24 protein-coding genes are annotated in these 26,670 nt (G+C 72.2%); 10 read left to right on the top strand and 14 right to left on the bottom strand.

Annotated features, from left to right (window positions below; translation table 11 throughout):
• The first annotated feature begins 52 nt into the window (after positions 1-52).
• Complete coding sequence (locus tag ABIA38_RS40335; RefSeq protein WP_424643963.1) at positions 53-1,069, top strand: WD40 repeat domain-containing protein; 1,017 nt, start codon at positions 53-55, stop codon at positions 1,067-1,069.
• 182 nt (positions 1,070-1,251) lie between these two features.
• On the opposite strand, the gene ABIA38_RS40340 is transcribed toward ABIA38_RS40335, so the two are convergent.
• Both ABIA38_RS40340 and ABIA38_RS40345 read right to left on the bottom strand, forming a co-directional pair.
• A complete protein-coding gene (locus tag ABIA38_RS40340) occupies positions 1,252-2,802 on the bottom strand; it encodes an FAD-dependent monooxygenase (RefSeq protein WP_424643964.1) in 1,551 nt (516 codons plus the stop codon).
• Between the two features lie 65 nt (positions 2,803-2,867).
• Entirely contained in the window at positions 2,868-3,515 is a 648-nt protein-coding gene (locus tag ABIA38_RS40345; protein WP_424643965.1) for a TetR/AcrR family transcriptional regulator, read from the bottom strand.
• A gap of 504 nt (positions 3,516-4,019) precedes the next feature.
• Here ABIA38_RS40345 and ABIA38_RS40350 point away from each other — a divergent pair.
• The 5 genes from ABIA38_RS40350 (at position 4,020) to ABIA38_RS40370 (ending at position 8,120) form a co-directional block, all read left to right on the top strand.
• Positions 4,020-5,219 carry a helix-turn-helix domain-containing protein gene (locus ABIA38_RS40350; RefSeq protein ID WP_424643966.1) on the top strand — a complete coding sequence of 400 codons (1,200 nt, stop codon included), beginning with the start codon at positions 4,020-4,022 and terminating at the stop codon, positions 5,217-5,219.
• Between the two features lie 296 nt (positions 5,220-5,515).
• Positions 5,516-6,721 (top strand): helix-turn-helix domain-containing protein, encoded by a 1,206-nt coding sequence (locus ABIA38_RS40355; RefSeq protein ID WP_424643967.1) that lies wholly within the window; start codon positions 5,516-5,518, stop codon positions 6,719-6,721.
• An 80-nt stretch (positions 6,722-6,801) separates the two neighbouring features.
• Complete coding sequence (locus ABIA38_RS40360; protein ID WP_424643968.1) at positions 6,802-6,993, top strand: hypothetical protein; 192 nt, start codon at positions 6,802-6,804, stop codon at positions 6,991-6,993.
• 279 nt (positions 6,994-7,272) lie between these two features.
• Positions 7,273-7,839, top strand: a complete 567-nt coding sequence (locus ABIA38_RS40365) for a hypothetical protein (protein WP_424643969.1) — start codon at positions 7,273-7,275, stop codon at positions 7,837-7,839.
• Entirely contained in the window at positions 7,836-8,120 is a 285-nt protein-coding gene (locus ABIA38_RS40370) for a hypothetical protein (protein WP_424643970.1), read from the top strand. Before ABIA38_RS40365 ends, ABIA38_RS40370 begins: the two co-directional genes overlap by 4 nt.
• A 22-nt stretch (positions 8,121-8,142) precedes the next feature.
• Here the strand turns inward: ABIA38_RS40370 and ABIA38_RS40375 are convergent, their stop codons facing one another.
• Both ABIA38_RS40375 and ABIA38_RS40380 read right to left on the bottom strand, forming a co-directional pair.
• Entirely contained in the window at positions 8,143-8,808 is a 666-nt protein-coding gene (locus ABIA38_RS40375; protein WP_424643971.1) for a pentapeptide repeat-containing protein, read from the bottom strand.
• 8 nt (positions 8,809-8,816) lie between these two features.
• On the bottom strand, positions 8,817-9,551 hold the full coding sequence (locus ABIA38_RS40380) for a TetR/AcrR family transcriptional regulator (RefSeq protein WP_424643972.1): 735 nt from the start codon (positions 9,549-9,551) through the stop codon (positions 8,817-8,819).
• A 113-nt stretch (positions 9,552-9,664) separates the two neighbouring features.
• Between ABIA38_RS40380 and ABIA38_RS40385 the strand changes: the two genes are divergently transcribed.
• The 4 genes from ABIA38_RS40385 to ABIA38_RS40400 all read left to right on the top strand — a co-directional run bounded on the left by ABIA38_RS40385 (position 9,665) and on the right by ABIA38_RS40400 (position 14,628).
• Complete coding sequence (locus ABIA38_RS40385; protein ID WP_424643973.1) at positions 9,665-10,213, top strand: MOSC domain-containing protein; 549 nt, start codon at positions 9,665-9,667, stop codon at positions 10,211-10,213.
• Between the two features lie 110 nt (positions 10,214-10,323).
• Complete coding sequence (locus ABIA38_RS40390; RefSeq protein ID WP_424643974.1) at positions 10,324-12,009, top strand: hypothetical protein; 1,686 nt, start codon at positions 10,324-10,326, stop codon at positions 12,007-12,009.
• 103 nt (positions 12,010-12,112) lie between these two features.
• Positions 12,113-13,279: a thiopeptide-type bacteriocin biosynthesis protein gene (locus ABIA38_RS40395; protein WP_424643975.1), complete on the top strand. Its 1,167-nt coding sequence runs from the start codon at positions 12,113-12,115 to the stop codon at positions 13,277-13,279.
• Entirely contained in the window at positions 13,276-14,628 is a 1,353-nt protein-coding gene (locus ABIA38_RS40400) for a lanthionine synthetase LanC family protein (RefSeq protein ID WP_424643976.1), read from the top strand. The genes ABIA38_RS40395 and ABIA38_RS40400 overlap by 4 nt, the downstream gene beginning before the upstream one ends.
• A gap of 27 nt (positions 14,629-14,655) precedes the next feature.
• Here ABIA38_RS40400 and ABIA38_RS40405 read toward each other — a convergent pair whose 3' ends face one another.
• The 10 genes from ABIA38_RS40405 to ABIA38_RS40450 form a co-directional block, all read right to left on the bottom strand.
• The gene (locus ABIA38_RS40405; protein WP_424643977.1) at positions 14,656-17,964 is read right to left on the bottom strand and encodes a lantibiotic dehydratase; all 3,309 of its coding nucleotides are present in this window, start codon (positions 17,962-17,964) and stop codon (positions 14,656-14,658) included.
• An 87-nt stretch (positions 17,965-18,051) separates the two neighbouring features.
• Entirely contained in the window at positions 18,052-18,339 is a 288-nt protein-coding gene (locus ABIA38_RS40410) for a hypothetical protein (protein WP_424643978.1), read from the bottom strand.
• A 56-nt stretch (positions 18,340-18,395) separates the two neighbouring features.
• On the bottom strand, positions 18,396-19,304 hold the full coding sequence (locus tag ABIA38_RS40415) for a TauD/TfdA family dioxygenase (RefSeq protein WP_424643979.1): 909 nt from the start codon (positions 19,302-19,304) through the stop codon (positions 18,396-18,398).
• Between the two features lie 87 nt (positions 19,305-19,391).
• Entirely contained in the window at positions 19,392-21,050 is a 1,659-nt protein-coding gene (locus ABIA38_RS40420; protein WP_424643980.1) for an MBL fold metallo-hydrolase, read from the bottom strand.
• Positions 21,051-21,262: 212 nt separating this feature from the next.
• On the bottom strand, positions 21,263-21,502 hold the full coding sequence (locus ABIA38_RS40425) for a response regulator transcription factor (protein ID WP_424643981.1): 240 nt from the start codon (positions 21,500-21,502) through the stop codon (positions 21,263-21,265).
• Positions 21,503-21,647: 145 nt separating this feature from the next.
• Positions 21,648-22,382 carry a Clp protease N-terminal domain-containing protein gene (locus ABIA38_RS40430; RefSeq protein ID WP_424643982.1) on the bottom strand — a complete coding sequence of 245 codons (735 nt, stop codon included), beginning with the start codon at positions 22,380-22,382 and terminating at the stop codon, positions 21,648-21,650.
• Between the two features lie 252 nt (positions 22,383-22,634).
• Positions 22,635-24,608, bottom strand: coding sequence for an FUSC family protein (locus ABIA38_RS40435; RefSeq protein ID WP_424643983.1), 1,974 nt, complete (start codon positions 24,606-24,608; stop codon positions 22,635-22,637).
• A 153-nt stretch (positions 24,609-24,761) separates the two neighbouring features.
• The gene (locus ABIA38_RS40440; protein WP_424643984.1) at positions 24,762-25,436 is read right to left on the bottom strand and encodes a class I SAM-dependent DNA methyltransferase; all 675 of its coding nucleotides are present in this window, start codon (positions 25,434-25,436) and stop codon (positions 24,762-24,764) included.
• 49 nt (positions 25,437-25,485) lie between these two features.
• Entirely contained in the window at positions 25,486-25,995 is a 510-nt protein-coding gene (locus ABIA38_RS40445; RefSeq protein WP_424643985.1) for a mycothiol transferase, read from the bottom strand.
• A gap of 156 nt (positions 25,996-26,151) precedes the next feature.
• Positions 26,152-26,547 (bottom strand): winged helix-turn-helix transcriptional regulator, encoded by a 396-nt coding sequence (locus ABIA38_RS40450; RefSeq protein ID WP_424643986.1) that lies wholly within the window; start codon positions 26,545-26,547, stop codon positions 26,152-26,154.
• Between the last annotated feature and the right edge of the window lie 123 nt (positions 26,548-26,670).

Genomic DNA, 26,670 nt, shown 5'->3' on the forward strand with positions numbered 1-26,670 from the left:
GATCGGGCGGTCGGTTGTGCGGGGGCCGGGGTGCGGCGGGCACAATGGGGTTATGTCCAACGTTGTTCGGGGCGATATCTCGTGGCTCGCGACGATTGACGACGGTGTGCCGGCGGCCGAGACCGGTGCGGGTCCCGCCGGTGGCGAACTGCCGTCCCGGTGGCGGCTGGACTGGGTGACCGGGCCGTGGGCGGCGGCCGAACCCGACGCGGCGACCGAGGTGGACGGGTCGTCGTGGGTGCGCACGCTCGTGCCCGAGCGGCCGATCGGTGAACCGCTGATCGGACACGACGGTCCGGTGGACGCGGTGACCGTCGCGCTGGTCGGCGCCCGGCCGGTGGTGGTGGCCGGCACCGCCGGGTGGGGTGCGACGGTGCGGGTGTTCGACCTGGACAGTGGCCGGCAGCTGTGTCGGCCCCTGGTCGGCCGGACCGCGTGGGTGGGCGCGGCGCGGGCGACCGTGGCCGGGCGGCCGGTGGCGGTCACCGGGGACTCGGCGGGTGTGCGGGTGTGGGATCCGGCCACCGGGCTGCCGGTCGGCGAACCGTTGAGCGAACCGGTGTGGGCGGTGGCGACCGCCGAGCTGGACGGGCGTCCGGTGGTGGTGGCCGGCGCCGACGCCGGCCGGGACGGCGCGCTCGACAACGCGGTACGGGTCTTCGACCTGGCCACCGGGACGGAATTCGGCGCACCGCTCACCGGACACTCGTGCGTGGTGGTGGATGTGGCCACGGCCGTGGTCGAGGGCCGCCCGGTCGCCGTCACGGGCAGCTGGGACGCGGCCCGGGTGTGGGACCTGATCACCCGCGAGCCGATCGGCGCACCACTCGCGGACAACGTGTCCGCCGTGGCGACCGGACACCTCGACGGCTGCCCGATCGCCGTCACCGGCGGCTCGACCGGCGAACCCGACGAGCACGGCACGGTCCGCGCCTGGGACCTGACCACCCGCGAGCCGATCGGGCCGGCCCTGCTCTTCCCGCTGCCGATCGACGCGGTGACGGTGGCCCCCGGCAACCGTGTGGCCGTCGGCTTCGGCCGCGAACTCGCGGTGTTGCGCCGCACGTGACCGTGACCTGCGGTCGGCGCGGTGCAGCACCGCGAGTTCGCGGCCGTACAGGTCGGCGGCGTGAGCGCTTTTCCGTGGTTCTCGAGAGCACTTGCCGAGTCCCGGACCGCCGCCGCCCGACCCCGTGCCCCGCGTCGCGGTCGGCCGGGCCGAAGAGGCCGGCGACGCGGGGCGGCGGCTGCTCAGCTGCTGAACCAACGCTCGACGGCCGCCCGCAGTTCGGCCAGTTCGGCCGGGTCCGGATGGGGCGAGCCGGCGGCCCAGGCCACATAGCCGTCGGGGCGGATCAGCAGACTGGTGAGGCCGGCCGGGCCGCCTTGCGCGACGACGACATCGACGGCCTTCCGGTCCCCGTCCCCGGCCAGTACCGCTGCCGGCGACTGATCCTCGGTCATGTCGATCAGCAACGGCCGGGCATTCCTGGTGAGTTCGGCGAGCCGGACCTGCCCCGTCCCGGTCGTCAGCGCCAACTCCGGTGCGAAGTAGCCGACTGCCGGGTGGGGATCGGTGACGCCCATCTCGTAGCGCACGTCGGTACCCGCGGTGAGGTCGGCGAGGTGCCGGACGACCTCCTTGCGAGTGAGCAGTTCGCCGAACAGCTCGCGCAGCGCGGTGATGTCGCTCCCCGGTGCGCTGAGCGCGGACTGCGCCTCGGCGTTCAGCACCATACGACGGGCGGCCTGTCGGCGTTCGGTGTCGTAGCTGTCGAGCAGGCCGGGCGGGGCGGTGTCGCGCAGCGCGGCGGCGAGCTTCCAGCCGAGGTTGGCGGCGTCCTGCAGGCCGAGGTTCAGCCCGGGGCCGCCGCCGGAGGTGTAGACGTGGGCGGCGTCGCCGACCAGAAAGACCCGGCGGTCGCGGAACCGGTCGGCGACCCGGGTGTTGCCGCCGGTCAGCCGGCGCAGCACATGCGGGCCCGCTCCGTCCGGTGGGCCGAGCGGCAGGTCGACGCCGAGGACGCGGCGGATACTCGACGCCAACTCGGCCAGGGTCATCGGCTCGTCCGTCGTGGGCTGGTCCCACTCGGTGGTGCTGATCAGCGGCGGATGACCGGGAAACGGCGCGTAGGAGAAGCCGCCCAGGTCGGTGCGGTGGGGCAGGAAGGGCAGGATCGGCCCGTGGCCGGGAATGGTGAGGGCACCATTGACCGGGTCGATCCAGTCGGTCGGGACCGTGGCGTGGGCGGTGCGATTGGTGCGGCGGTCGTAGCTGACGCCGGGGAAGTCGATCCCGGAGAGCTTGCGGATCACGCTGCGCGCGCCGTCCGCGCCGACCACGTAGCGGGCGTGCAGCTGCCGGTCGCCGTCGGGGCCGGTGACGTCGAGGGTGACGGTGTGCTCGTCCTGGGTGACGGCGCCCACCAGGTGACCGCGCCGCACGTCGACACCGAGCATGCGAGCGCGTTCCGCCAACACCTGGACTATGCGGTGCTGCGTAACGGCCAAGCCGAAGACCGGACTGGCGTCCAGCAGGCCGAGGTCGAGGCCCATCGCGGCGAACATGAAGTAGGCCGAATTCGGCTGTGGGGGTTGCGCGTTGCCGCTGAGCTGCTCGTGCAGGCCGCGGTGGTCGACCAGGCGCACCACCTGGCCGAGCAGGCCGTTGGCCTTGGGCTCGGTGCTGGGCTGCGGGAGCTGCTCCAACACGATCGGGCGGATGCCGGCCAGGCTCAGTTCACAGGCCAGCATCAGCCCGTTCGGCCCGCCTCCCACGACGATCACGTCGGCTGCTGTCATGGTCACGCTTCCTTGGTGTGTACGGGACGGGGTGGCACCGCAGGCGAGTTGCTCGCCGCTCTTCGCTATGGGACGGGCAGGCCGGCGGCGAGCTGCTCGAAGACCTGGGCCAGGACCGCACCGAGCGGCACGGGCTGATCGGCACGCAGGCTGTGTTCGACCGCCACCGCGCTGCCGGCCGCGACCACGGCCGCCACCAGCTTGGGGTAGACGTCGGATTCGGCGTCGGTGCCGGTGCGCCGGGCGACCGCCTCGGCCAACCCCTGCTGGGCGGCGGCGTTGGCCTTGACCATCTCACCGGCCAGCGCGGGTTCGGCCAGCATCAGCCGCACCCCCTCGCTCCAACGCTCGTTCCGCGACGCGAAGCCGTCCGGCCCAGAGGTGTCCGGCGCTGCGAACCGGCCCAGGACGGCGTGGAGCAGCGAGTCCCACAAGGGTTCGCCGGCCGGGCGGGCGAGCAGGTCGTCGGCGATCAGCAGCATACGTTCGACGTGGCTGGCGGCGATGGCGTCGGCCTTGCCGGTGAAGTAGTTGCGGAAGGTACGGACGGAGACGTCGGCCTCGGCGGCGATCTGATCGACCGTCACGGCGTCCCAGCCGTGCAACACACAGAGCCGAATCGCCGCCTGACTCAGCGCAACCCGGGTCTGCCGCTTCTTGCGCTCCCGGAGTCCGGGCTGCCCGGTCGTGTGGGTCTCGTCTGCGGGTGCCATGCGAGCAGCTTAGGCACAATCTTGCCGATCCGGCAAGATTGCCGAAATGGCAAGCTCCTCTCGACCCGCCCACCGGACCGCAACGGCGCGATGCGCCCACGCTTGCGCGTGCGCGTCGGCGAGCCGGAAGCAGGCCGACGGCAGGCCGAGTTCGCTCACTCAGGCGTGCTCGACCGCCCACCGGCCGGGCTCGGTCGATGCTTCGCATCCGGGACAGCGATCCGCCACGCGGCCGCGCTCCGGCCCTGGGCGGCCCGAGGGGAGGAAACCCGCACTCGCCGGGCTCCCGAGCTCGGACATCGGGCAGAACCGCAGGTCACGAACAAACCCAAGCCATGGGAGCCCCATCGCAAACCGGCCACGAGCCCCCGCCTGGCGGGACGCGGGCACCGTCGTGGGACCGGCTCGTCGGAGGTCCGAAGACCCGCGCAAATTGTGCGAGTCGAGGTGACTTGCTCGACGTACGCTGCCAGTGCCACAGCACCGACGCTCGGGGAGACGACGATGGGGCTCACGGACAGCGAGGGGATCGGCGCGCGCATCCGCACGGCCCGTGCCCTCCGACAGATGTCACAGGTACAGCTCGCAGGTGAGGCCCGACTCTCCCTCTCCTACCTGGAGAAGATCGAGCGCGGTGCTCGTGTCCCCTCTGCCGGCGCCGTGATCGCCCTCGCCCGCGCGCTGCGCACAGACGTCACCACGCTGAACGGCCAGCCGGACGACACCATGGACCTGAACGGGGTCATCCCCGAACTCCGTCGAGTGCTCCTCTGCTACCGCTCCCCGGCTGCCCTCGACACCGCGCCGCGTCCCCTGGCCGACCTCCGCGCCGACATCGAACGGATCAGCCGGCATCGACGGTCCGCCGAGTACGCCCAGCTCGCTCCCGACCTGCCGGCCCTGCTGACCGAGGTCACCCACGTCGCCCTCGCTGCCCAGGGCGACGCACGCCGAGACGCCTTCTCGCTCCTCGCCATCGGATACCGCGCGGCCAATTCGCTGTCCCACAAGCTGGGTTTCTACGATCTGTCGACCTGCGCACTCGAACGAGTCGAGTGGGCGGCCGAGCACTCCGACGATCCCCTGATGGTGGCCACCGCGCGATATCTGATCGCGGGCGCGATGCTTCGCGAGGGAGCGATCACCAAGGGGGTGCAGTTGCTCCACGGAGTCGAGCGTGACCTCATCGCGCTGAGCACTCGACGTCCTCGCACGGCGGCGGACACTGCCGTACATGGCGCCGTTCTCTTGAAGTTGGCGATCCTGGTGGCCCGTGGTCACGGGAGCCGCGATCCGGAACCGTACCTGGCCGAGGCCGACCGACTGGCTAGGGCAATGGGACGCGACGAGGTCCACTACGAAACGACGTTCGGCCCCGCCCAGGTCGGGATTCACCGTACGGCGGCACTGATCGAACTGGACCTCCAGGACGAAGCCGTCACACTCGGCGAGTCGCTCGTCCTCCCGGCCGACCTCGCCCCGGAGCGTTCGAGCCACCACCACATCGACCTCGCCAGTGCCCAACTCGCCACAGGTAATCGGGCCGGGGCGCTCGCCTCACTCCAGACCGCGCGCCACCTCGCACCGCAGCACACCCGCCATCACCCGAGGGTGCGCGAGACGGCAGGAACCCTGCTGCGCCTGGAACGGGGAAACACCGAGTCCGTCGCGGCGATGGCCCGCTGGTCGGGCGTGCCGCTGTAACACCGCCTTTTCCGACCCCCTCGGGTCTGCCCGGCTCGCACCAGCCCGCTCGGTCGGCGGAGAATACTTCTTCGATCTGCGACAGGGGCAGGGCTTCAGCCACGATCACGCCTCCAAAGTCGGCGGCGCGAACAGTGTGGCCGGCACAGCGACGGATCCGTACTGGTGACGAGTCGGAGAACGCAGCCATGGGTGCCAGTTGACGGCGTAGCCTGGCCGGGACAAAGCTCACCGCCGGGTATCGCTCCCGCCGAGCGCCACCGGGGGCACGACCCACTGCACAGGCAGGGGACACAGTGGCCGACGACGACGGCATCCGCAGCATCGGACAGCGCATCCATGAGATTCGAAAGCGCGAGGGCATCTCCCGGGCCGATCTCGCCGCCTCGGTCGAGCGCAGCTCGGAATGGCTCAAGAGCGTGGAACTCGGCCGCCGGCAGATCGACCGGATCGGGCCGCTTCTGGTGATCGCCGAGCGACTCGGCGTCGATCTCACCGAGTTGGTCGGCATCCCGCCTCGTGACGCGCGCGGCGACACACCTCGTGGTTACGACGCGATTCCGCCGCTCCGCCGCGCACTGATGCGCCACCAACTCGGTCAGGTGACCGGCCACCTGCGGCCGATCGCCGACCTCAGGCTCGACGCGCACGAGGCGCACCGCCACCGCCGCGCCGCGCGATTCGGCGACCTCGGCATGCTGTTGCCCGGCCTGCTGGACGACACTTCGGCCGCCGCCACGGAGTTCGACGGGGAGGAGCGACTCCAGGCGCACGGTTTGTTGTCGTCGCTGCTCTGCGACACCACGATGCTGGTCAAGAGGGTCGGGCAGATCGACCTCGCCACCGTCAGCGCGCGCCAGGCCGTCGATGCCGCCGCCGCGTCCGGCGATCCACTCCTCGAGATCGCCGCGATGTGGACGCAGGCCGAGGTGTGCATGTCGGCAGGTGCCCGGCGGGAGGCACTCGGCATCGTGACCACCGGACTCGATCGACTGGACGGGCTGCTGAACGACGACGACATGACCGCCTGGTCGCTCTGGGGCACCATGCACCTGGTCGCCGCGATCGGCGCCGCGCAGTGGAACGAGCGGGCGGACGCCGGATCGCACCTCGTCGAAGCCCGGCAGGCCGCCGCCCGCACCGGTGACCGGAACGACTTCGAGACCGCGTTCGGTCCGGCCAACACCGCACTGATGTCGCTGTCGGCCGGGCTGGAAATGGGCGACGGGCAGGCTGCACTCAGCGCGACCGAGGGCGTCGACCTGTCCCGGCTGCCGGTCGAACGGCGGGCTCGGCATCTGATCGACGTGGGTCGTGCCCACGCCCAGGGCAACGACGACACCGCATCGATGCGCGCGCTCCTCGAGGCGGACCGCCTGGCACCCGAATACGTGCACGCGCACGGTCTGGTGCGGGACATGGTGGTAACGGCCCGGCGCCGCGACCTCCTCACCTCACGTGAGCCCGTGCACCGCATGGCGCGCCGCATCGGCGTGAGCTGACCAGCGACCTTTGCCTCCTCTTGACGGACCGGGTACCCGGTGTACCCGGTCCGTCGTCGTGTCCGGGACAGGCTGGACCCATGAGCGACGCCACTCTCGTACGCGTAGAAACGTCCGGTCCTGAGGGCGAGTTGGTGCGGATCAACATCCCCGGCCGCCGAATGGACGACATCACCCGCGATGAGGCCCGAGCCGCCTACTGCGCACTCGGTGCCTACCTCATCCGCACCGCCGCCGGGCCACCCGTGCGGATGGGCAACAGCGGCGGTTAACCGAGCCGAACGAGTCCGGCCGGGCACCGGCCACCCTCCGTCCCACGCTGCGCCAAGCGGCACCGGACCCGCTCTACCAAACCACGATCGCCGCCCGACACCGGCAGCCCTCACTCCCGAATCGGCCGCCAACCGCAAGCACGGCCGACCCGGAATACGTGCGGGGCGGGGTCGGCAGGGGCCCGACTGGAGGTCCGCCCCGTGCCGTCCCGACGACGGCACCGACCCCGCCTCGCACCCTCACCAACCACCCACGCACACCCGCCCGTTGGAGCCCACGTGACCCAGGCCGAGACACTCGCCCAGACCGTGACCATGCCCGCATGGAGCATCCACCTGAACCCCACCGACCACCCCCGGCCATGGCGGCTGGCCGTCTCGTCCTCAACCTCCCACCCGGATGCGCTCCCACGGGTCGCGTTCCACCTCACCGACGCCGACGTGACCACCCTCGCCGCAACCCTGGTCCGCCCGCCCCGCCCGCAGGACCGGCCGCCCGGCCGGGCCCTGTTGATCCGCGACGGATACGGGCTGCGGCTCCGGCTGTTCGTCGACTCCGTGGGCGGGGAACGGCCCGAGTCGCGCGGGATCATCCATATCCAGGAACACCACCGCGAGGTCCTCCTCGACGACCTCGCCCGTCACCGCCCCGACCTGATCCCCACCGGCGCGCCACCCGAACCCCGCCTGTGCCTGGGTCCGATGCCCGTCACCGGACTCACCATCGACCAGGTCAGCGAACTGCACAAGCGCCTTGACCACTGGCTCGACAGCGAAGGCATCCGCGCCGCCATCGCCGACCGCACCATCGCCCGCCGCCTGCACACACCGGACGACACCCGATGACCAAACCCGTCGCCCTCGCCCACCTCGCCGCAACCGCCGCCGCACGCGCCCGACTCCAGGGCCGGCAACCCAACCCCGCAACAACATCGGACTGGCAACAACACGCCCACCACTGGCACTGCCGCACCGCCGGCGCCGCACTCCGCACTGCAGTCGCCAACGCCCACCGCGCCAGCCTACCCACCGACACCATCGCCGCCATCACCGGCTTCTCACCCGGCTACGTACGCATCATCCTGGAACGCGAACACATCCCCGAGCCCACCCACCGCCGGGCGTAACCCACCCCCACCACCAACGCCCTCATTGGTCCTTGACGGTCAACCCCAGATGCTGAGCCAAAGCCGGTGCCAGGTCCAGGAGTTGAGCGTGGTCGATGGTGGCGCCGGACAGGGCTGCCACGCCGGAGGCGATGTCGACGGCGGCGGCGCCGCGTAGGTCGACCCTGGTCAGGGTGGCGTTGTCGAGGCGGATACGTTCCAAGGTGGAGCCCGGGAAGGTGGCGTCGGTGAGGGTGGCGCCGGCCAGGTCCACGTCACGCAACAGGCAGTCCACGAAGGAGACTTCGCGGAGCTTGGTCTGGCGTAGGTTGACCGAGTCGAACTTGCAGTTGTGGAAGGCGACTCGGCGCATGCCGGTGCCGAACGCCTCGATCCCGGCCAGTACGCAGGCAGTAAACTCGGCGTCCATCCAGGCGGATTCGGCGAAGTCGGTGCCGACAACGCGGACGGAGTGCAGCCATACGTCGTCGAACCGGGCCCGGCGATAGCGGCCGGCGGTGAAGGTCACAGCGGAGAATGCCGACGACGTGAACGCCGAACCACCACCGTCGAGGTCGGTGAAGACGTCGCCGTCGAAGTGCGCGAACTCGTGGTCGCCTTCCCGATCCAACTCGCCGTCGAAAGCCACGAGCCGGTGGGCGTAAGGGAGTTGATCGAGATCGCGGGCGTTGCGGGCGCGCTTGGGCATGGGCGGCCTCATCCCTTCTCGGGTTCTTGGTGTGGGTTCAGCGGTTCGGCACCGGCGGTCAGTTCGGCGATTCGGGCGGCGATGCCGTCCAGGGTGCGGTCGAGGGTGTAGGTGTAGGTGAAGAGGGAGTAGGTCTCGCGCTGCTCGAGGCCCTCGTGGAGGTACGCGAGCGTGCCGGCGAAGGTACGCAACCCCTCTCCGCCGGTGCGTAGTTGCTCGGAGAGTTCGCCCATGTCGACGGCCGGTACGCCGAGCATGGCCCGGTCGTCCTCGATCACGATCGCGGACATCGCCGCGGCGAACAGTACGTGGTAGCCGGCCATCGCCTCGGCGCCCAGGCCGCTGCAGGCGAGCAGTGCGACGCCGTGATCGATGATCGGCAGCGCGGCAGGCACGGTCGGACCACGCACTGCAAGGCGCCGAGCGACTCCGGGGTGGGCGCGCAGGACCGGGCGGGCGCCGAGCAGCAGCTCGCGGAACCAGGCCCGCCAGGGCAGTTCGGCGTCGGGTACCGGGAAGCGGGCGACGACCTCCTCGACCACAGCGTGCGCGACCGCGTCCCGGTCCCCCACGTGGTGGTAGATCACCTGCGGCCAGGAATCCAGCGCGGTGGCCAGACTGCGGATGGTCCAGCCCTCCAGGCCGACCTCGGCGCTCAGCGTGGTCGCCGCCGACACGATGCGCGCCCGGGTCACCGGCTGCTTGGACCGTACCGGCGTGAGCCTGGCCTTGGGCACGGCCACCCCCTGACAATCCGCGAGAACATTCCTGGGCCCACCCAACCTACTGGACCTGCCCGGAGCCGCTCGACCTCGCCGGAATAGGCTGGTGAGTCCGCAATGGGAACGCAGGGGTGATGGTCGTGGGCGGTACGGTGACGGCGGTCGGTCGAAGTGCCGAGCACGGGTTCACCAAGCCGAACGTGCCCGATATTCGGCTACTCGCGGGCCTCGGCGTCGAGGGTGACGCGCACCTGGGCGTCACCGTGCAACACCGCTCCCGGGTCGCGGTCGACCCGACACAGCCCAATCTGCGCCAGGTCCACCTGATCCACGCCGAACTGCACGAGGAACTGGCGGCGGGCGGCTTCACGGTGGCCGCCGGCGAGCTCGGCGAGAACGTCACGACGCGCGGGATCGACCTGCTCGACCTGCCCACCGGCACACGCCTGCACCTGGGCCCGGACGCGGTGGTCGAGGTGACCGGGCTGCGCAACCCCTGCCCGCAGATCAACACGTTCCAGCCGGGCCTGCTCAAGGCCCTGGTGGGTCGCGACGAGGCGGGCAACATCGTCCGAAAGGCGGGCGTGATGGCAATTGTGCTCACCGGCGGCGAGGTCCGGGCAGGCGACCCGATACGGGTCGAGCTGCCGGCGCCACCACATCGGGCCCTGGAACGCGTATGAGGCAATGGATCGAGCGATGACCACCAGCCGCCGGCAAGCCGAGCAAGACCTGGATGCTCGGCCAGGTGTGTCGCCGGCATCATGAACGCCCCGACTGGGAGGTTCGCGGTATGTCCGACCCCTTGCCCACCGATCCGCCCATCGATCCGCCCACCGGCCTGCACATCGATCATGTGCTCGGCGACGGCCTCTTCGCGCAGATCGGTAAGCCTGCGGTCGTGCTCCGCGACGACGATCGGGGGCTGATCGCGATCGGCGGGGACCTCGGGCATCTCCAATGGACGGGGCGCGATGCCGGGGACCGACGCCCCAACCACCGGATCGGCGTGTTCGACGCGGACGACCTCACGTGTCGCAACCTGGCCCGGTCCGGTTGGCCGGTCAACTCGCTGGCCCTGCATCCTTCGCTGCCGCTGCTCGCGATCGGTACCGGCAGCTACGACGGTGGCTACTTCTTCGAGGGCGAACTACTGCTGTTCGACCTCGAGTCGGGACGACTGGTATCGGCGCTGCGGGACCGGTGCGAAGTCCTCGACGTGCGCTGGCGCGACGACCGGGTGCTGGACCTCGTGTTGGCCCCCGCAGACGACTGGGACAACCCTCGCGCGCACGGTCAGGGCCATCCGACCACCCTGGAACAGGACGACTGGCGGGCCGTCGGCGAGCGTTCGCTCCGTCCGCCCCAGCCACGCCGACCGCCACCCCCGATCGACTGGGCCCGTCCCGACCGAGCCGACGATGCGGCTCGACGGCGGCTGGTCGAGGTGGCCGCGGAGCACGGGGCGACCTGGACTCCGCGCCGTGCGGTGTGGGCCGTGGTGGGGCTGCCCGACGGCCGCGTGCTGGCTGCCTTTGAGGGTACGAAGCTGGAAGCGTGGTCGCCCGACGGGCAGGCGGAATGGTCGGTGGCCGACGCGAGGGGCGGCAGGCAGATCCTGCTCAGCTCCGACTCCCAATCGGCGTGGGTTACCACCGAACCCCTGAACACCTGGTCCGACTCGGCCGGTTGGCAGCAGGCGCCGACCCCCGTCGAACGACTGTCGACGGCGGACGGGCGGGTGCTGGAGACGCTGGACGTGCCGTCCCCCGACATCGCCGTACTGTCCGCCCGCGCGGACGGCCTGCTCGCGCTGCGCGACAATTCCGCACCGAACGACCGACCCACCGTGACGTCGCTGCCGGCCGCCGGACCGCAGCCGGTACAACGTGTGTCACTCGGACGCTACGACCTGATCAACCACCCGTTCGACATCCGATACAGCCCCGAACTCCTGTTCCTGCAAGGCGATTCGGTCGAGTCCTGGCGGCACAAGTGGGTCGTCGCCGTCGAGCCGCCTGGGCACGCCGGCGGCGATGCCGAGGTACGCCGGCTGTTCCCGCTCGATTGGCACACCGAGCGGCCTCGCCATCTGTTCGGCGGTCCGGGCGTACATCTCACCGATGATCGCGGCCCGGCCCTGGTGCACGCCGGCGCCGTGCACGACGGCGCGGGCCTGCTGCCGGGCAACGCCTTCATCGTCCGCCGCCGGCTCCCGGACGGCGCCGCCGACTGGGTCGCAACCGCCGACTTCCCGATCACCGCGTTGGACCTCGACGCGGACACGAACACCCTGTATGCCGCGTTCAACTCCGGCGAGCTGGTGGCGCTGGACGCCGCCGACGGCAGTGTCCAGTGGCGTACCCACCTCCGGCTCGGCGGCATCCTCGCCGAACCGCTCGCGATGAGCATCCCGGCCCCCGGCCGCCTTCTGATCGGGACCACCGACGGCCGCATCCTGGTGTGCCGCACGGCGTGACGTCGCGCGGGAGCCGTGTTCATCCCGCCGATCGGGCCTGCGCATGGCACATGGCACATGGCACGTAGCGCACGCAACGCGGCCGGTCAATCCACGAGTTCTCGTGACAATACGGCGCGCCCGGCCGGCCGAGAGCATGGCGCCGGAGATCGTGATCCCGGCGGCGGGCGGTGGCATGGGTTTGGCGGGGGTGGGCGTGGGTGCGGACGTCGGTGCTGACGTGGGGTCGGATTCGGGGCCGCCAGCGGAGGTCCGAGTCGGGGAGGTCCCGGTCGGCGCGGCTTCGGTGCCGTTGGCCGTGTTCCTGGGTGATTGTGCGCGGGACGTCGCGCGTGCGGAGGACGGCGGCGAGTACGACGAATACGCGGCCGTGCGACGGGCGTTCGTCGTCGGTGGGCTGGCTGCGGTCGACCGGGCGGCGGCGCGTGGGGTGCGGCGGACTCGGTGGGTGCAGGTCGGGGTGACTCCGGCGGCGGGCCGGGAGGGGCGGCTGTATGCCCAACTGGAGGTCGATGCCGCCGAGTTGCTTGCCTCCGGTGCGGCGACGGACTTCTTCTTTCTGCACAAGTCGCCGGGTGCGCGGATCCGGTTCGCCGTGGACGGCGACGCCGACGCGGCCGAACGACTGCGCGAGAGCGTGTCCGCACGTGCCAACGGCTGGCTGCGGGAGGGGGTGGTGGCGAGTTGGGCGCCCGGTACGTATGAGCCCGAGGCGTATCTGTTCGGTGGCGCGGTGTCGATGCGCAGCGTGCACCGGCTGTTCACCGCGGACTCGCTGGCCTGGCTGCGCTTCCTCGCCGAAGCCGAAGCCGAAGCCGAGGCCGAAGCCGAATCCGACCGGGCGGTGCCGACGTGGGCCTACTCGCTGATCCTGCTTCGGGACGTGCTCGATGCCGTCGGGGTGCAGGGCTGGGAGGACCGGGACGTATGGGATCGGGTCCGGCGCAGTACCGGGCGGAGGTTGCCGGGCGACGTGCCGGACGACGCGTGGCGGGATACCGCCGTGCGCGTCCGGGCGCATTGGCGCGCCATCGGCGCGCTGCGTGACGCGCTGCCGAAACCCTTGCGGGAGGCGGCCGTTCGGCATCGGGACAAGGTCGTGGCCGAGGGTGAGCGGTGGACACGCGAGTACTTCGCCGATGCCGATGCCGAGGTGGGGCCGAGGCAGGCGGTGGCCTACTACACGGTGTTCCACTGGAATCGTGGCCGCCTGGCCTTCCCGACCCAGTGCCTGCTCACGGACGCCCTCGCCGGACGGTCGCACCCGTGACGGGCGAATCCCCGGTATCCGCGCGGCCCGGCGGCGGTTCCGGCGCGCGGCTGCTCGACGACGTCGGCGTGCCCGCCCCGGCCGGACCGCTCGAGGCGACGTCGGCGGACTTCGTTGATCGGGCCCGCGACATACCGGAAGCGCGTGGCTTCGCCCGGACCTTCCTGCGAACGTACGCCCGCTCCGGACGAAGTGGCGCCCCGAGAGCCGAACCCGGCCCGGTCGTACTCGCCGTGCTGCTCGCCCGGGCCCGATCCACCACCGACGAGGACACGCTGCTCGCCCGCGCGGCCGTACGCCGCTGGGCCCAGGACGTACTCGCCCGGGACGTGGAGCAACTCGGGCTGCACGACGGCGGGTTGGCCGGGATGTTGGTGGGGTTGCGGTTGGGCGCGACGTTGCACCCGCCGCTGGCGACGGTCGCCGAGCGGGTCCGGGGGCAGCTGGGCGCACGATGTGCGCGCGAGCCGTGGCGGGTGGCGGACGTCGGATTCGCCGACTACGACGTGGTGAGCGGACCGGCGGGCGTCCTGCTCGGTCTGGGTGTGGGTATGGGTATGGGCGTGGGTGCGGGTGGTCGGATAGCCGACGACGGGGCCGGCTCGGCGGCCGAACGTGCTCCGGTGGTACGGCACTTGGCTGGTCTGTGTAGCGGGCCGGGACTCGGTCGGCTGCGGATCGCCGAGTTCTGCGGGCAACCGTGGCCCGCGCGGTTCATGGGGCGGGTCAACCTCGGGCTGGCGCACGGCGCGCCGGGTGTCCTGCTCGCACTGGCCTCGGCGGCCCGGGCGGCGGGGGCGGCCGACCACGAGTTGCACGAGCCGCTTGCCGCGACCGCCGCGTGGTTGGCCGCTCGGGGTGGGCGGGATGCGAACGGGTGTCCGACGTGGGGCCCGGTGGCCGGCGGGGCGGACGGGTCGTCCGGCGGGCAACGGCAAGGGTGGTGCTACGGGACGCCGGGGGTGACCTGGGCCCTGTGGGAGGCCGCGCGCGTGCTCGGCGACGCGGCGCTGCGGCGTTGTGCGGAGGACACGTTCGCGGCGCTGGCCGAGCAATTCGACGTGGACCGGCACCTGTTCGGCCCGACCGCCGCCGATCGCCTGGGGGTATGCCACGGCGCGGCGGGCGTACTCGCCATCGCCGACGCCTTCGCCCGACACGCGGGGCTCCCGGCGGCGGTCGGCCTGCGCACGAGGCTTACCGCCCACCTGCGCGCGGAATCGGCCGCCACATCCGCACCGGCGACCGGCGCCGACGCAACCCTCCTCGGCCTCCTCGGCACCCACGCCGTACTGCTGACCGCCGAGACCGGCTACCGCAACTGGCTTCCCTGCCTGGGGCTGCGCTGACCCGCAGGGGCGCGGGCGGTGTACGTGTCACCGCCGACCAGGCTCGGCCCAATGCTCGGGGCGGATCCAATCCACGGCCAGCTCGGCGGCGTAGTGTCGGCCCGCGTCGTCGAGTACCGGCCAGTGCTCGGGTGGGCCCGCCGGTTCGGTCAATTCGAGCCAACGGGTGTCGGCGGGCAGGCGGTCGAGCAGGGTGCGCAGTACGAGCGGGCTGTCGGTACGGATGAGCAACTCCGGTACGCCGGGCGCGGTACGGACGTAGACCAGGTCCGGGATGCCCAACGCGTCCACGGTGCGGCGCCACGCCAGGTAGCGCTCCGCGGCGGCAGCCGTACGATCGCCGCACTCGATCCGCCACCGCCGAGGTGCCAGTACGGTGCCGTCGGGGCAGGTCACCCTCGGGTACACGCGGGCGTGGGTATCGGGCGTCGGCCGCACCGGCGTCGGCGAGACCCGGGTACGCCTGGTCAGATCCCACCCATGCGCCCCCGCGAGGCCCAACAGCCGCCGCCCACGCGGGTCGCGTCGCCCGATCACGGCGCACGAGCCGTACACCGGCACCAACGCGTCCCGATCCCCCTCACGACGCAACCACGGCCGCAGCCCCTCGTCCACGACCACCGTCGGCGCCGCACCCATCGCCCACGGATCGACGACCGCGTCCGTCAACGGCGGATGCAACGCCGCATCGGGATTGGCCGCGTCCCGCCCAACCACCTCGACCGCCTCGACCCCCGACGGCAACGCGCCCCGCAACCACTCGGCGGCACTCGGCGGCGCCTCACCCCCATCGACGAGGAGCGCGTAATGCACCCCGGCAAACGGCAACAAAAACGGCAGCCCACCACCAACCCAAACCGCACCACGGACGGTAGGCCGCACCAACACCGCACCCCACGGGCCGGGTCCGAAGCCGGGGGCGGGGGCGGCGCCGGGGGCTAGGGCCGGCGCGGGAGCGGGAGCGAGGGCGGCGGCAGAGCCGGGGGCGGAGGCGGGAGCGGGAGCGGAGGCAGAGCCGGAGGCGGGAGCGGGGGCGGAAGAGGGAGCGGGGGCGGAAGAGGGGGCGGGGGCGGAAGAGGGGGCGGAGGCCGAAACGGCGCCGGGAGCGGAAGCGGCGGCGCAGGCGGGAACCGAGCCGAAAGCAGGAGCCGCAGCGGAACCGGAGCCGGAAGCAGGAGCGGAGACGGGGGCGGCGCCGGGAGCAGGAGCCGCGGCGGGAGCCGAACCGGAAGCAGGAGCCGGAGCCGGAGCAGCCGTAAGGGTGGGCCCGAGATCGGGGGCCGGAGTGGAGCCGGAGCCGACCCCGGGGCCAACGGCGGCGGGGGGCTCACGGAGGTCGGTGCCGAAACCCGAACCGGGGCCGGGGCCGGGGCCGGGGCCGGGGCCAAGGCCGGGGCCGGGGCCGGAGCCGGGGCCGGGGCCGGAGCCGGGGCCGGGGCCGGAGCCGGGGCCGGAGCCGGGGCCGAGGCCGGAGCCGGGGCCGGGGCCGGGGCCGAGGCCGAGGCCGGAGCCGGGGCCGGAGCCGAGGCCGGGGCCGGAGCCGGGGCCGGGGCCGAGGCCGGAGCCGGGGCCGGGGCCGAGGCCGAGGCCGGGGCCGGAGCCGAGGCCGAGGCCGGAGCCGGGGCCGGGGCCGAGGCCGGGGCCGGGGCCGAGGCCGGGGCCGGAGCCGAGGCCGAGGCCGGAGCCGGAGCCGGGGCCGGGGCCGAGGCCGGAGCCGAGGCCGGAGCCGAGGCCGGAGCCGGAGCCGAGGCCAGGGCCAGGGCCAGGGCCGAAGGCGCTATCCGGGACAAGGCCGGCGCCCGAATCGACGCTGCCCCCGGAACCGGGCCTCGCCGCGCCCCCCGGCGGGATACGCCCCGCCGACTCCGCCAGTAGCCGGACACGTTCGAGTTCGGCGGTGCCGTCCCGGCCGTGTCGGTTGAGCAGGTGTTCGATCGCCCGCCGAGTACGCTCCCGCAGCCCGTCGGACCACCCCACCCGGCACGGCAACCGCAGTGAGAACACCAGCAGGTCCCCGCTGGGACGCCCGGGTACGTCGGCCCACTCCCACAAACGGCGCACCTCGGCCTCCGCTGCGCTGACCAGGGTCGCGACCTGAGCCGGCGTCACCGCCTCGTAGCGGGCGCCGAGTTCGGTACACGCGGCGCGCAGTCGACGCAGCCCGGCCGTCCAGATCGCCGCGTCCGCCTCGGTCAATCGGGCGCCGGCCGCGTCGAGCGCGGTCCACGCACACGCGGCGCGGGCCGGCAGCATGGGTGCGGGTCGATCCGCGTAGGCCGGGCCGAGCGCGAGTCGGCCCAGGATCTGCGCGAAGGGCACCACCGACGGGCAGACCCGAAGCACCGCCGCAACCGGCTCCGTTACCAGGGACGGATCCACCTCGCCGGCCCCGACCGGCTCGGACTCGGACATCGAAGGCCCACCTACCTCGCCCACGCCGATCGGCTCCGCTGCCGGTGCCCCGCCCACCTCGCCCGCCCCAACCGGCTCGGACATCGGAAGCCCACCCACCCCCACCGGCTCCACTGCCGGCGCCCCACCCACCTCGCCCACCACGGCCGGCTTGGACATCAGCGCCCCACCCACCTCGCCCACCACGGTCGGCTCTGCCACGACCGATCCACCCGCCTCCTCCGCCACCACCGGCTCCGAGACCAAGCACCGGCCGCCCACCCCCTCCCCCGCCGCGACCGGCCGTACCAATGCCACGCCCGCCCATGCCCCCGCCGGAGTCGGTCGGCCCACGGCGCGCAACAGGTAGCGCAGTACCGTGTCCTCGGCTCGTCGTCGGCGCTTGTCGGCGGGTGCGTCGGCCGGTGCATCCGCCCAGTGGCTCGCCACCTCCCGATGCGCGAGCAACAGGGCCTTGGCGAAGCGCGGTTCGTGGGTCGTCTGCCACAACGCTCGACGTTGCCGATCCAGCTCGGCCGCGTGCAGCATGGTGAACTCGGCGCGCAGACGGGCAAGTTCGGCACGATCCACCGCGTCCGCCGGCAACATTGCGGCCAGTGCCGGGCTCGCGCCCGAAGGCGTCTCGCCCGCCGAGCTGCACGGCCGGTCGTCACGCCCGATGGCTCGACGCAGTGCGAGGAATCGATGTCGGACGGCGGGCTCGGGCAGGTTCGGCACGGCCGCGTACAGCAGCGCGCACAGTTCGGGCCGGCGGGCGGCCACGGCCGAGGCCAGTTCGGATATCTCGGCCGCCAGCGCGACCAGTTCGGGCGCGGCGAACGTGTCCAGCGTCTCCACGGGCCATGCCGCCGCGCGCAGCAGGGCGGTGGGCGCGGTCTCGACGGCGAACGAGCAACTCCGGGTGCGCCCGTCGTCCTCGGTCAATGGCCCCACACACCGCCCCCGATGTCGAGACGGGCGCCGCCGGCCCGGCCGCCGGCGCCCGCCTTCGTGGTCTGCTCTTCTCGCCCGCTACCAGCAGCACATGATGGTCGACGGCGGGTCGGCCGCCTCGGCCATCCCCGCGACGTCGACCTTCGGCATCTCGCCCTCGTAGCGCACGAATTCGCTCGCCCCGGTCAACGGGTTCTCCGCCGCTGCGGCCAACGTGGCCTCCGCGAACACCAGTTCCTCGCCGGTGACGCGACACGCGTCGAGGAGTTCGTCGCGGAGGAAGTACACCGCGCCGTCCTTGCTGCGCAGCAGCGTTCCGCGCGTGTGCGCGGTCGGCGTGTAGTCCTGCTCTTCCGATGTAGGCATATCTGCCACTTACCTTCCTATTTCGTTGATTCTTCTACCTATTCTTCTTCCGGGCGTCAGCGCAGCTTGAGTTGTTTGAAATGCCGATTGCGCCCACCCGGAACCGGCCGGATCCGGCTACGGCCGTGGAAGAACGCCCAGTTGTCGAAGATCACCACGGTGCCCGCGGCCCAGTGCACGCCGAACATCGCGGCCGGGTCGTACATCGCGGCCAGCAGCTCGCCGATCGCGCTGCGCACCGTCTCGGGGCCGACCTCCGCCGGTGGCCCGGTGTAGCGCCAGCGCAGCACGTCACCGCCGAAGTCCCGGAAGCAGAACACCGGTAGCCCGTTACGCCGGGAGAACATCGGCGGCCCGTTCGGGAAGTCGTGGCAGTTGGTGGCGGCCAGCACGTCCAGGTCGAGCGCGGACAGCCGGGACCGGACGGCGGCCATCGGCACGAAGACGGTCTGACCGCCGCAGTCGCGCTCCGGCGGCTCGACACACATCAGGGCGATCAGCCGAGGTTGTTTCGGCAGCGGGTGCACGGCGATCTCGGTGTGCAGGTTCAGGTAGTTGGCCGCGATCAGCGCCAAGTCGTAGCGGGTGGTGCCGGGTTGGTCGTGGCGCAGATTGAGCACCGCGCGCTGCTCCACGTACGGGCGCAGTTCGGCGTTGATCTCGGTCTCCATCACCGTGCCGAGCGCCGCACCGAGGTCGAGGAACTCGGTGGTGCTCGGGCAGCGGTCGAAGTCCAGCCGGGCGATGCCGCGCCGGGTCAACGCGGCGCGTACCGCCGGGATCGAGCGCCGCATGGCATCGGCGGCGATCCGCAACCTCGGCAGGCCGTCCGGTTCGGGCAACCAGCGCGGGCCGTCGAGGAGTCGCTCGCGGTGCGCGACGTGCGGGTGATAGGGCTGCTCGACGAAAGCGCCGGTGACCGTGGCGGGCCGGTCGTCGAGCCGAGGTACGACGGTGGCGGACATGGTGTCTCCCGGGTCGAAGCGGCGAAGGGCGGTCGGAAAGCGGTCGAGAAGCGGTCGAGAAGCGGTCGGGAGGCAGTCGGGGGCGGCTCAATCGCGGGACAGCGGGCTTGCGCCGGCGGCGATCGGCATCCGCTCGGCGTACGGCCAGCGATGACCGGGCCGCCGAATCGGCACCGGCACCGGCACCGGCGTCGGCGTCGACACCGGCCCTCGCCCGCCGGCAACGTCGTGGATCGCGTCGCCCGGCCGCAGCAGCAGCACCTCGACCGCCGAGCCGAGCAGGCCGTCCGGCATCTCGGTGCGGTTGCGGGCCGCCGTCGCCACCCGCTCCGGGTAGGGGTCGAACCCGGTGCTCTCGCCCGGTTGTTCGTCCGCACGGGGACCGAGTCCGGCCCGCCAGTACCACGGCGCGCCGCCGTCGGCGTAGGGCACCAGGAGCCGCGCACCCCAGCGCTCGGCGATGTCCACCGCCTCGTCGGGGGTGGTCATCAGGCGCTGTCGGCAGTTCCACTGCTCGGGTGGGACCAGGGCCAGATAGCGCGCCACGGACGTGAACAACAGCTGCACCGGGTACATCAGCCAGCCTCGATAGCCGCAGAAGACCACGTCGACCGGGCCGAGTCGGGCCCGGGCCCGCGCGGCCACCTCCCGGACCTCGCCGCGTGCGTCGCGGCCCGAGTCGGCCAGGAACGCGGCGGACCCGGTCGGGGTGCGGACCAGGTAGGTGTTCCCGTGGTTGCGCACATCGGGGTGCAACACCGGTCCGTCGGTGGGCTGTTCGCCGTGGAAGGGCAGTGCGTGTACGTCGATGTCGCCGATCCTGAGCTGTTCCCACCAGTCGAGTTCGACGACGTCCTCGAAGCCCAGTTCGCGGACCCGGCGGGCCAGGTCGACGGTCAGCACCGTCTCGCGCTCGACGCGCGGTACCACGATCCGGGTGCTCGGCGGCAGGCGCAACAGCGAGGCCGGGGCGAAGTGATCGGGGTGCGAGTGGGTGATCAGGACCGCGTCGAGCGGCCCCAGATCGGCCGGCCGCAGCGGTTGGTAGTCCGCCGGGTGGGCGGTGTCGTACGCAAAGAACAGTGGGTCCACCACGACGGCGGCCTCGCGCGAGCGCACCACGACCGTGTTGTGTCCGACGAACTCCAGGCCGGGAGACGGGCGTTCGGCGGCCGGATCGGTCTCGCGCGGGCACAGCAGGCCGTCGTCGCGCAGGGTTTCCAGGAGCGCCTTGGCGCGCGGGTCGCGGGTCATCTCCGGGTCGCCCGACGGCCCGCTCAACTCGGCGATCAGGGCGTGTACCCAGGGCCAGGTGTCGTCGTCCGCGCAGTCGATCCGGCGGACCCGGTCCTGCGCGCCGTCTCGGAAGGTGAGTCCGCTCGGCCGGGCCTGCGCCGGGTCCGGGAAGAGCAGGTCGGCGTGCAACTCCCAGCCCGCGTCGAACGATCGGCCGGAGGTGAGTGGTCGGCCGGCGGTAAGCGGTCGGCCATCGCCCGATCGGCCGTCGAGCGAGTGCCCGGAGCGGGTGATCCGCCGAAAGGCGGGCTCGGCGACCGCGCGCCGCAGCAGTTCGGGTCCACGTCGAACCAGGTCTGCGAAGCCGTGCCGCTCCACGTACCGGAGCACCGGGGCGAACGCCTCGCGTGCGGTGGCCTCCGGCCGGCTGCCGACCGGACTCCCGAACTCGGTCGTGTCCACGTAGTCCACATGCAGCGCGACATCGTCACGCAAGCGCCACTCGGACATCGCCACTTCCCCTACGCCTGCCCCCGTACCCGCCACACCCGCCTACCCACTCAGCGTGGGCCGGCGACAACCCGGTGTAATGTCACGGGATTTCGGGACTGGCTCGTGGCGCGGCGGTGTGTTAGCGGTCGGTCGGTTGGGCGGCGACGCGCCCACCGCCACGCGCCTGCACGGCTGCACGCCTGCACTGCTGCGCCCCCACGCGCCGGGCGCTACTCGGGAGCCACCGGGACGAAGGCCAGGCGGATCAGTTCCGCCCGGGTCGCGACGCCGAGCTTGGCGCGGATCCGCCGCAGATACGCGTCGACGGTGTGCACGGATATCCCCATGCAGCGGGCGGTGCGCGCGTAGGTGTCCCCCTGCGCGATATGCCACAACACCTGCGACTCGCGACGCGTCAACACAGCCTCGGCCGCCGCCGAGAACCCGCCCTCGCCGGGAAGATGGCACATCCTCGCAGTCGACCAGGGCATCGGTTCCGGGGCGGGCAGGTCGCCCATCTTTAACCCGAACGCGCTATTCGTCATACCGGACCGAGCGGCACCACCCCGGCAACGTACCGTCCGGGGCGACGCCGCTCGCCGGGAACGGGCCGAACTACTCCGGCTGGGCCGCCATCAGCGCCGTCAGCGCGTCGACGATGTACACGTCGGTCGCCGCCTTGGTGATGCCGAGCCCGGTGAGCAGGCCGGTGCCGCCCTCGAACTCCAGGAGGGCGAGCAGGAGATGCTCGGTGCCCACGTAGTTGTGGCCCAGGCGCAGCGCCTCGCGGAAGGTGAGTTCCAGGATCTTGCGGGCCGACGCGTCGTAGGGGATCAGGTCCGGCACCGTGCCGGTGGTCGGCGGCAGCCCGGCGATCGCCCCCTGGCGGACGTCCTCCAGGGTCGTTCCCTGGGCGATCAGGGCCTTCGCGGCCAGTGCGGTGGGCTCGGTGAGCAGGCCCAGGACCAGGTGCCCCGGGCCGATCTCGGCGTTGCCCGCCGCGCGTGCCTCGTTCTGCGAGGCCACCACCACGTTGCGGGCCCGATCGGTGAAGCGGCCGAAGCCCTGGCTGGGGTCGAGGTCGTAGTCGGCGGAGCCCTTGGCCACGAAGCGCTTCTGGGCCGCCTGCTTGGTGACGCCCATGCTCGCGCCGATGTCCTTCCAGGACGCGCCGGATCGGCGGGCCTGGTCCACGAAGTGCCCGACCAGGTGATCGGCCAGTTCGCCGAGGTGGTCCGACACGAGGACCGCGTCGGTCAGCTGCTCCAGGGCATCGGAATGAGCCGTCTTGATGGTCTCGATGAGTTCGTCGAGTCGAACCGGATTCGTCATGCGCGTAGGGTTCTCCATGCGTCAACCGTAGGTTGACACATGGCTACGCGTCAACCCTGGGTTGACGATCAACGATCCTCGCTGGGGACCCTGCTCGAGAGCCCGCCGCACTTCGAGAGCCGTGCTTCGAGAGCCCGTGCTTCGAGAGCCGTGCTTCGAGAGCCCGTGCTTCGAGAGCCCGTGCTTCGAGAGCCTGTGCTTCGACAGCCCCTACTTCGGCAGCCCCGACCTCGACAGCCCTTACTTCGGCGGCCCTTACTTCGGCAGCCCTTACTTCGGCCCCGCCGGACCGTCCAGCGTCGATCGTGCCGACCGGACCTCGCGCCGTACGTCGCGCAACGCGTCCTGCGGCTCCTCGTCCCCGCCGGCCCGCGCCGGCGCCGGTTCGGCCGTCTCCCCCGTACGCATCGACGCGGCCAGTGCCCGGAGTTCGGCGGCGATGTGGGCGGCGGCCTCGGGGGATGGCGGTGGCGCGCCGTGCGCCGTGCGCACCGCCGCCGCCGTCCCGGTGTCGATCACCCGCTCCACCGCGACGATCAGTGGCCACCACGCCGCCGCCCGGGCGCCGGCCGGCGGGGGTTCGCCAAGGGCGCGCTGGAACTCGGTGCGTACGTCGGACAGATCCCGGTAGATCCGCCGCCGGGTCCGGGCCCGCGCGGCCTGATCGGTCTTCTCGTCGAACGCACACTCGATGTACTTCGCGGTGTCCTCCACCGCCGTGGCCAACCGCGCGCCGACCCGGGTATGCCAGCTCTCCGGCCACAACACATAGCCCGCGACCAGCACGATCGCGCAGCCGATCAGGCTGTCCACCAGGCGCGGCGCGAGCAGCCCGACACCCTGATGGCCGAGCAGGTCGGACAGGATCAGGATCAGCGGCGTGATCACCGCCGTCTGATAGCCGTAGCCGCGCCGGGACAATATCGGCAGCGCCGCCGCGAGGACCAGCACGACCGGCACCTCCCACCCGCCGCGCGGCACGAACTCCAGAATCACCCCGGCCACCACCAGGCCGGCCGCCGTACCGAGGGCACGCAGCAGGGCCCGCGAGAAGACCGAGCCGAAGTCCGGCTTGAGCACGAACGTGACGGTCAACGGCACCCAGTACGAACGCGGTACATCGATGGCGGACACCAACGCCTGGGCCACCCCGATACACAGCGTCAACCGCAGGCCGTAGCGCCAGGACTCGGCCGACACCAGCAGGTTGCGCGCGCCGGCGGCCAGCCGCTCGGGCAACGCGCCCGGCCGGCCGACCCGATCGGGCACCCGGTACGCGCCGGCCAGCGTCTCCCGCGCGTGGGCGATCGCGGCGACCACCGCACGCTCGGCCGGCGCGGTCCCGGTGGAGCACGGCGCCGGGCCGGTCGGCACGGTACCGCCGCGCACCGCCTCCGCGATCTCGCGCACCGCGGCGACGTCGGGCCCGCATACCGTGCGCGCGTCGGCGTGTACCGCGGTGGCCGCCTCGACCAGGACGCCGACCGAGTTCAACAGCGCGACCAGGCGCGACATCCCACGACTGCGACCGGGCGCCACCGCGCGGCGGCCGAGCAGCAGGTCGTAGGCGTGGTTGAGGGTCAGCGTCACCTCGGCCCGGGCCGCCTCCCACTCCTCGGTACCGGCCGCGCCCAGGAGGTCGGCGGTCGCCTCGTACGCGTCGGCGACGGCCGTTCGTTCCGGGATCCGCGACCGCGCCGGCCACGCGAGCAGCGCCATCACCAGTACCAACCCGGCCCCGGCCAGGGTCAACATCGGCGCCCGCCACCATGGCGAGGGCATCGGCAGCCCGGCGCCGATCACCGCCATCAGCAGCAGGTTGAGGCCGGACGCGGAGGCCACCGCGCCGATCGTGCTGATCATCCCGGCGACCAGGGCCAGCGCGGTGACCACCGCGACCGCCGACCAACCGTGACCGAACTGTGAGCTGCCGAGCGCGAGTCCGATGGCACCGACGAACTGCGGAACGGCGATGTTGAGCACCCGCAGCCGGTACGCGTCGGCGGTGTCCCCGAACACCGCGCCCAGTGCGCCGATGGCCACGAGCGCGCCGGACGCGGTGTCGTCGACGAGCACGCCGACCAACAGCGGTGCGCCGATGCCGATCGCGGCCCGCACGGCGGCGGCCCTGGGCATCGGGCCGGGGTTGGCGCGCAGCGTCAGGGTGAGCCATTCGGGCGGTGCGAATCGACCCGGACGGGCACCGCCGGTACTGCTCGGATCGTCACGTTCGGTCATGGTCATCACAGGATCCCGAACGAGACGAGGTGCACGGACAAGGCGCGCGGAGCCGGACGAGTGTGGCATTCCGCTGCGCGGACCACGTTACCGACCGACCGCCGGGCGCCGGACGCCGCCCACTGCCCACCGGCCCACCGCCCCGGGAAGGCTCGGCGATCAGCTCGCGGACTTGCGCGCGTGTACGACGAGTTGCTCCTCCGGACCGGCGGTCGGGTGCTTCGGGTGGTACACGGTGACCGCGTGGTGGACGATCTCCAGGCCGGCGGCGCGCAGTCGCATGAGCAGTTCGTCGGCGCCGTGGCTGGTCACCCGGAATCGGTGGCCCAGCCAATCGATCTCGACACCGTCCGCCTCGGCCGGCACCGTCGCGAACGCGAGCAGCCCACCGGGCGCGAGCCGCGCGCCGAGCCGCTCGAGTTGGGCGTCCAGGTCGGCCCGGGGCAGTTGGAGGAACGAGAAGAACGCGCAGACCGCGTCCCAGGCCCCGTCGTCGTCGACCAGGTCGCGGACGTCCGTCTGCTCGAACGTGGCACCGGGGACGCGGGCTCGGGCCAGTTCGACCATGGTCGCCGAGACGTCGATCCCGGTGACCCGATGGCCGGCCTCGGCCAGCTTCTCGGCGGCCGGCCGCCCGGTACCGGAGCCGATGTCGAGCACCTTCGAGCCGGGCGCGAGCTCCGCGATCAGCCAGTCCAGCGCGGCCAGTTGCGCGGGCATATCGGCGAAGACGGTCTCGTACGTGGCACCCACCTCGTCGAACAACGCGGCGGCCGGGGACTGCGCGCCGTGCGCCAACGGAGAGTGCGAGCCGGGATCGTGGGGGTGGCTCATGGGGACGGCGTCCTTTCCGACGGGCCCGGTGGTTCCGGAACGGGGGTCGCTAGCGACGCAGCAGGATGCCGCGGACGAAGGCCGCCTGGCCCGCGTGCTGGAGGTCGTCCGCGATCACGCTGACCAGCCGCACGCCCAGGGTGACGGCCGGCGTCCAGGCCTCGTCGACGACCCGATCCAGGTCGGCGGCGGACAGGCCCTCGACGAAGCCGATGGTCTGCTCGTGCACCGCGTCGTAGTAGCCGGTGAGCAGCTCCGCCGAGTCCACCCGTACGGCGCCCACCGCCTTGGTGTCCTGGCCATAGCCGATCGCCCGGACCGGAAAGGGCAGTTCGAACCGCTTGTGCCAGTCCTGCGTGGTCCACACCTGGTCGAGACGCGCGACATCGGCGACGTGGTCGTCCTGGACCCGGGTCAGATGCCAGATCAGCCACGCGATCGAGTTCGCGTCCGGGTCAAGACGCTCGGCCAGTTGCTCGGGGGTCAGGTCGGCGACCGCCCCATGGACGACCTCCTGCACCCGACCGAATGCGTCGACCAGTAGCTCCGCGCTGTTCATCTCGACTCCTCGACTCCTCGTTCGCTCATACCGATCGTTCCACGGGTCCCGCTCGTTCCACGGGTCCCGCTCGGGCCGCCCGTGCAGCCTGCGTCGCTCAGGCCGCTCGTACCGCCCATGCGGCCTGCGCCGCTCGGGCCGCTCGCGCCGATCCTGCTACTCCTGCCCCGCCTGCTCCCGGTCGTACACCTGTCGGGCCGCCTCGATGGTCGGGCCGTGCCGCTCGGCCCAGCGGACCAGGCCGGCGAGCGACGCGGTCAACTCGCGGGCCACGTCGGTCAGGGTGTACTCGACCCTGGGCGGCACGGTCGGATACACGGTGCGGGTCAGCAGGCCGTCGCGTTCGAGGCGACGCAGGTTGAGGGTGAGGACGCGGCGGCTGATCCCCGGTACCGCGCGCTCCAATTCGGTGAACCGGATCGGACCCGCCGCGACCGAGACCAGGATGCCGATGCTCCACTTGCCCGCGACGTGGTCGAGCGTGCCGACCACCTGACACGCGTTGGCCCACGTGACCTGGTCGGGAACCTCGGGGTTACTCGGGGATGTCAAAGTGCCTCCTTCCGTGAACCGTCATGGTCACAAACAATCGGCTCAGCGAACAACGCGGTATCGATCGAATGTGATCGAACGCTGGCGAACACCATCGAACGCCATCGAGCGTGGTCGAGCGTG

It is taken from the genome of Embleya sp. AB8 (genome assembly GCF_049739465.1).
GTDB lineage: Bacteria > Actinomycetota > Actinomycetes > Streptomycetales > Streptomycetaceae > Embleya.

Bases quoted from the DNA above. Each gene is read 5' to 3' on its own strand.
- ABIA38_RS40425 (WP_424643981.1), bottom strand. From the start codon at position 21,502: ATGTGCCATCTTCCCGGCGAGGGCGGGTTCTCGGCGGCGGCCGAGGCT.
- ABIA38_RS40430 (WP_424643982.1), bottom strand. From the start codon at position 22,382: ATGGAGAACCCTACGCGCATGACGAATCCGGTTCGACTCGACGAACTC.
- ABIA38_RS40435 (WP_424643983.1), bottom strand. From the start codon at position 24,608: ATGACCATGACCGAACGTGACGATCCGAGCAGTACCGGCGGTGCCCGT.
- ABIA38_RS40375 (WP_424643971.1), bottom strand. From the start codon at position 8,808: ATGCCCAAGCGCGCCCGCAACGCCCGCGATCTCGATCAACTCCCTTAC.
- ABIA38_RS40420 (WP_424643980.1), bottom strand. From the start codon at position 21,050: ATGTCCGAGTGGCGCTTGCGTGACGATGTCGCGCTGCATGTGGACTAC.
- ABIA38_RS40340 (WP_424643964.1), bottom strand. From the start codon at position 2,802: ATGACAGCAGCCGACGTGATCGTCGTGGGAGGCGGGCCGAACGGGCTG.
- ABIA38_RS40440 (WP_424643984.1), bottom strand. From the start codon at position 25,436: ATGAGCCACCCCCACGATCCCGGCTCGCACTCTCCGTTGGCGCACGGC.
- ABIA38_RS40390 (WP_424643974.1), top strand. From the start codon at position 10,324: ATGTCCGACCCCTTGCCCACCGATCCGCCCATCGATCCGCCCACCGGC.
- ABIA38_RS40385 (WP_424643973.1), top strand. From the start codon at position 9,665: ATGGTCGTGGGCGGTACGGTGACGGCGGTCGGTCGAAGTGCCGAGCAC.
- ABIA38_RS40345 (WP_424643965.1), bottom strand. From the start codon at position 3,515: ATGGCACCCGCAGACGAGACCCACACGACCGGGCAGCCCGGACTCCGG.
- ABIA38_RS40350 (WP_424643966.1), top strand. From the start codon at position 4,020: ATGGGGCTCACGGACAGCGAGGGGATCGGCGCGCGCATCCGCACGGCC.
- ABIA38_RS40370 (WP_424643970.1), top strand. From the start codon at position 7,836: ATGACCAAACCCGTCGCCCTCGCCCACCTCGCCGCAACCGCCGCCGCA.
- ABIA38_RS40445 (WP_424643985.1), bottom strand. From the start codon at position 25,995: ATGAACAGCGCGGAGCTACTGGTCGACGCATTCGGTCGGGTGCAGGAG.
- ABIA38_RS40410 (WP_424643978.1), bottom strand. From the start codon at position 18,339: ATGCCTACATCGGAAGAGCAGGACTACACGCCGACCGCGCACACGCGC.
- ABIA38_RS40335 (WP_424643963.1), top strand. From the start codon at position 53: ATGTCCAACGTTGTTCGGGGCGATATCTCGTGGCTCGCGACGATTGAC.
- ABIA38_RS40415 (WP_424643979.1), bottom strand. From the start codon at position 19,304: ATGTCCGCCACCGTCGTACCTCGGCTCGACGACCGGCCCGCCACGGTC.
- ABIA38_RS40360 (WP_424643968.1), top strand. From the start codon at position 6,802: ATGAGCGACGCCACTCTCGTACGCGTAGAAACGTCCGGTCCTGAGGGC.